At 61.9% G+C, this 3,871-nt stretch carries 4 protein-coding genes; 3 read left to right on the forward strand and 1 reads right to left on the reverse strand.

Annotation, left to right across the window (positions count from 1 at the left end; genetic code table 11):
* Window positions 1–146 precede the first annotated feature (146 nt).
* The gene (locus ACQKP2_RS32070; protein ID WP_427582277.1) at window positions 147–443 is read right to left on the reverse strand and encodes a DUF1330 domain-containing protein; all 297 of its coding nucleotides are present in this window, start codon (window positions 441–443) and stop codon (window positions 147–149) included.
* A gap of 71 nt (window positions 444–514) precedes the next feature.
* Between ACQKP2_RS32070 and ribBA the strand changes: the two genes are divergently transcribed.
* The 3 genes from ribBA to ACQKP2_RS32085 form a co-directional block, all read left to right on the forward strand.
* Complete coding sequence (gene ribBA, locus ACQKP2_RS32075) at window positions 515–1,624, forward strand: bifunctional 3,4-dihydroxy-2-butanone-4-phosphate synthase/GTP cyclohydrolase II (protein ID WP_427582278.1); 1,110 nt, start codon at window positions 515–517, stop codon at window positions 1,622–1,624.
* 318 nt (window positions 1,625–1,942) lie between these two features.
* Window positions 1,943–2,968 carry an ABC transporter substrate-binding protein gene (locus ACQKP2_RS32080; protein ID WP_427582279.1) on the forward strand — a complete coding sequence of 342 codons (1,026 nt, stop codon included), beginning with the start codon at window positions 1,943–1,945 and terminating at the stop codon, window positions 2,966–2,968.
* Window positions 2,965–3,871: ABC transporter permease (locus ACQKP2_RS32085; protein WP_427582280.1), on the forward strand; the 907-nt coding region annotated here is incomplete at its 3' end. The genes ACQKP2_RS32080 and ACQKP2_RS32085, both read left to right, overlap by 4 nt.

Genomic DNA, 3,871 nt, shown 5'->3' on the forward strand with positions numbered 1-3,871 from the left:
CAGGCTTGCCGGCGAAAGCGATCTCAGGTACGCCTTCGCCGGCAAGCCTGGCTCCTACAGTGGACCGAGTACATCCGCAAAATGCGGGGCGGCTAACAGGCCGCCATCGCTGGCAAGCCAGCTCCCACAGGGAAATGCGGTGATCGTCAGACCGGCGCAACGCCTTCGACAATGATCACTTCGGCCCGCGCCACGCCTTCGCGGTGCCCTTTGGCCTCCTGATAAACCGCCGAGTGGTAGCACGCCAGCGCCTGCTCGTAGGAGTCGAATTCAATCACCACACTGCGTTGCGGCGTCGCCCGCCCTTCCAGCGCTTCGCTCCGTCCGCCACGGGCCAGCAGACGTCCGCCATATTCGGCAAACGCTTTCGGTGCCCGCTGGGTGTATTGGCTGTATTGATCGGGATCGGTGACGTCCACGTGAGCTATCCAGTACGCCTTCATAGTGACCTCTCGGTTTATTTTGTATCATGGTATACCATAATATGAACCTACCGCACACTTGAGACTCCATCATGGCCTTCAACACAATCGAAGAAATCATCGAAGATTATCGCCTCGGCAAAATGGTCTTGCTGGTGGACGACGAGGACCGGGAAAACGAAGGCGACCTGCTGCTCGCCGCCGACCGCTGCACACCCGAGGCCATCAGCTTCATGGCCCGCGAAGCACGTGGCCTGATCTGCCTGACCCTGACCGACGAACATTGCCAGCGCCTGGGCCTGGAGCAGATGGTGCCGAGCAACGGCAGCGTGTTCAGCACCGCGTTCACCGTGTCCATCGAAGCGGCGACCGGGGTCACCACCGGCATTTCCGCCGCCGACCGGGCACGGACCGTGGCTGCCGCCGTCGCCCAGGGCGCCGGCCCCGCCGATATCGTGCAACCGGGCCATATCTTTCCATTGCGCGCCAGGGAGGGCGGCGTACTGACCCGCGCCGGTCATACCGAAGCCGGCTGCGACCTGGCACGCCTGGCCGGCTTCACCCCGGCGTCGGTGATTGTCGAGGTCATGAACGACGACGGTACCATGGCCCGGCGTCCGGACCTGGAAGTGTTCGCACGCAAGCACGGGATCAAGATCGGCACCATCGCCGACCTGATCCACTATCGACTGAGCACCGAACACACGGTGGTGCGTATCGGCGAACGGGAATTGCCTACCGTGCATGGCACCTTTCGTCTGATTACTTTCGAAGACCGCATCGAAGGCGGTGTCCACATGGCAATGGTCATGGGCGAACTGCGCCGCGAGGAAGCGACACTGGTGCGGGTGCATGTGATCGATCCCTTGCGCGATCTGGTGGGTGCCGAATACAGCGGCCCCTCCAACTGGACATTGTGGGCTGCATTGCAACGCGTGGCTGAAGAAGGTCGCGGCGTGGTGGTGGTGCTGGCCAACCATGAGTCGTCCCAGGCCCTGCTGGAGCGGGTGCCGCAGTTGACCCAGCCGCCCCGGCAGTTCACCCGTTCGCAGTCGCGGATCTATTCGGAAGTGGGCACCGGCGCGCAGATCCTGCAGAACCTGGGCGTCGGCAAGCTGCGCCACCTGGGCCCGCCACTGAAGTACGCGGGCTTGACCGGGTATGACCTGGAGGTGGTGGAGAGCATTCCATTCACTCAATGATCCCGTTAAACCACAAAACCTGTGGGAGCGGGCTTGCCCGCGATAGCGGTACATCTATGACATAAATGCCGGATGTGCCGCCGTCATCGCGGGCAAGCCCGCTCCCACAGGGATTGTGGAGTTCAGGTGATTAGAGGTTCAGCGAAAAAAACCCAATTCGGCAGATAGCCGGTAAGGCAAAATGCTTGCACAAAGTTTGGAATACCATAATATGATATTCCATAGACCGAGCAGTCATCCCTGACTGGACGGACCTACTGCTCCCGATAGGCGGGCAATGAAAGCCCCGCTCATAAACACAACAATGAGGGCGTGAAAATGGTGTTGAACAAACGTGTAACCGCAGTGCTGTTCGCGGGTCTGCTTGGTGTGACCAGCCAGGCGTTGATGGCTGCCGAGAGCGTCAACTTCGTCAGCTGGGGCGGTACCACCCAGGATGCGCAGAAGCAGGCCTGGGCCGACCCGTTCAGCAAGTCCAGCGGCATCACCGTGGTTCAGGACGGCCCCACCGACTACGGCAAACTCAAGGCCATGGTCGAAAGCGGCAACGTGCAGTGGGACGTGGTCGACGTCGAAGCCGACTTCGCCCTGCGCGCCGCTTCCGAAGGTTTGCTCGAACCGCTGGACTTCAAAGTCATCGAGCGCGACAAGATCGACCCGCGTTTCGTCTCCGATCACGGCGTCGGTTCGTTCTTCTTCTCCTTCGTGCTCGGCTACAACGAAGGCAAGCTCGGTGCCAGCAAACCCCAGGACTGGACCGCCCTGTTCGACACCAAGACTTACCCCGGCAAACGCGCCCTCTACAAATGGCCAAGCCCTGGCGTGCTGGAGCTGGCACTGCTGGCCGATGGCGTCCCGGCGGACAAGCTCTACCCGCTGGACCTGGATCGCGCCTTCAAGAAACTCGACACCATCAAGAAAGACATCGTCTGGTGGGGCGGCGGCGCCCAGTCGCAACAGTTGCTGGCCTCGGGTGAAGCCAGCCTGGGCCAATTCTGGAACGGCCGCATACACGCCCTGCAGGAAGACGGCGCCCCCGTCGGTGTGAGCTGGAAACAGAACCTGGTCATGGCCGACATCCTGGTCATTCCAAAAGGCTCGAAGAACAAGGACGCGGCGATGAAGTTCCTGGCCAATGCCAGCAGCGCCAAGGGGCAGGCCGACTTCTCCAACCTGACCGCCTACGCCCCGGTCAACGTCGACAGCGTGGCGCGCCTGGATTCGGTGCTGGCGCCCAACCTGCCGACTGCCTACGCAAAGGATCAAATCACTCTTGATTTCGCGTACTGGGCCAAGAACGGTCCGGCCATCGCGACACGGTGGAACGAATGGCTGGTCAAATGAAAATGACGGCAACCGCGTCCCGTCAAACCACTGCCACCGGGAGCGCCTCTGGCGCTGCCGGCCAGGCTTCCATCAAGGCCGCTGCAATGACGCAAGCCCCGACGCTGGCACAGCGCTGGCGTGGATCGAGCAACCTGGTCCCTGCCCTGCTGTTCCTCGGCCTGTTTTTCCTGGCACCGCTGATCGGCCTGCTGCTGCGCGGCGTGCTGGAACCGACGCCGGGGCTGGGCAACTACGCACAGCTGTTCGCCAACTCGGCCTATGCACGGGTCTTGCTCAACACCTTCTCGGTGGCCGGTCTTGTGACCTTGTTCAGCCTGTTGCTGGGCTTTCCGCTGGCCTGGGCGATCACGCTGGTGCCACGCGGCTGGGGTCGCTGGATTCTCAACATCGTGCTGCTGTCGATGTGGACCAGCCTGCTGGCGCGGACCTACTCCTGGCTCGTGCTGCTGCAAGCCTCCGGGGTGATCAACAAGGCGCTGATGGCCATGGGCATCATCGATCAACCGCTGGAGATGGTGCATAACCTGACCGGCGTGGTGATCGGCATGAGCTACATCATGATCCCGTTCATCGTGCTGCCGCTGCAGGCGACCATGCAGGCCATCGACCCGATGATCCTGCAGGCCGGTTCCATCTGCGGCGCCAGCCCCTGGACCAACTTCTTCCGGGTGTTCCTGCCACTGTGCCGGCCGGGGCTGTTTTCCGGCGGGCTGATGGTGTTCGTGATGTCCCTGGGTTACTACGTCACCCCGGCACTGCTGGGCGGTGCGCAGAACATGATGCTGCCCGAGTTCATCATTCAGCAGGTGCAATCGTTCCTCAACTGGGGCCTGGCCAGCGCCGGCGCCGCATTGCTGATCGTCATCACGCTGGTGCTGTTCTACTTCTACCTGAAGCTTC

It is taken from the genome of Pseudomonas sp. NPDC089569 (assembly GCF_050280625.1).
Lineage (GTDB): Bacteria > Pseudomonadota > Gammaproteobacteria > Pseudomonadales > Pseudomonadaceae > Aquipseudomonas.

Coding starts and splice junctions, on each gene's coding strand:
- ACQKP2_RS32070 (WP_427582277.1), bottom strand. CDS start 443: ATGAAGGCGTACTGGATAGCTCACGTGGACGTCACCGATCCCGATCAA.
- ribBA (WP_427582278.1), top strand. CDS start 515: ATGGCCTTCAACACAATCGAAGAAATCATCGAAGATTATCGCCTCGGC.
- ACQKP2_RS32080 (WP_427582279.1), top strand. CDS start 1,943: ATGGTGTTGAACAAACGTGTAACCGCAGTGCTGTTCGCGGGTCTGCTT.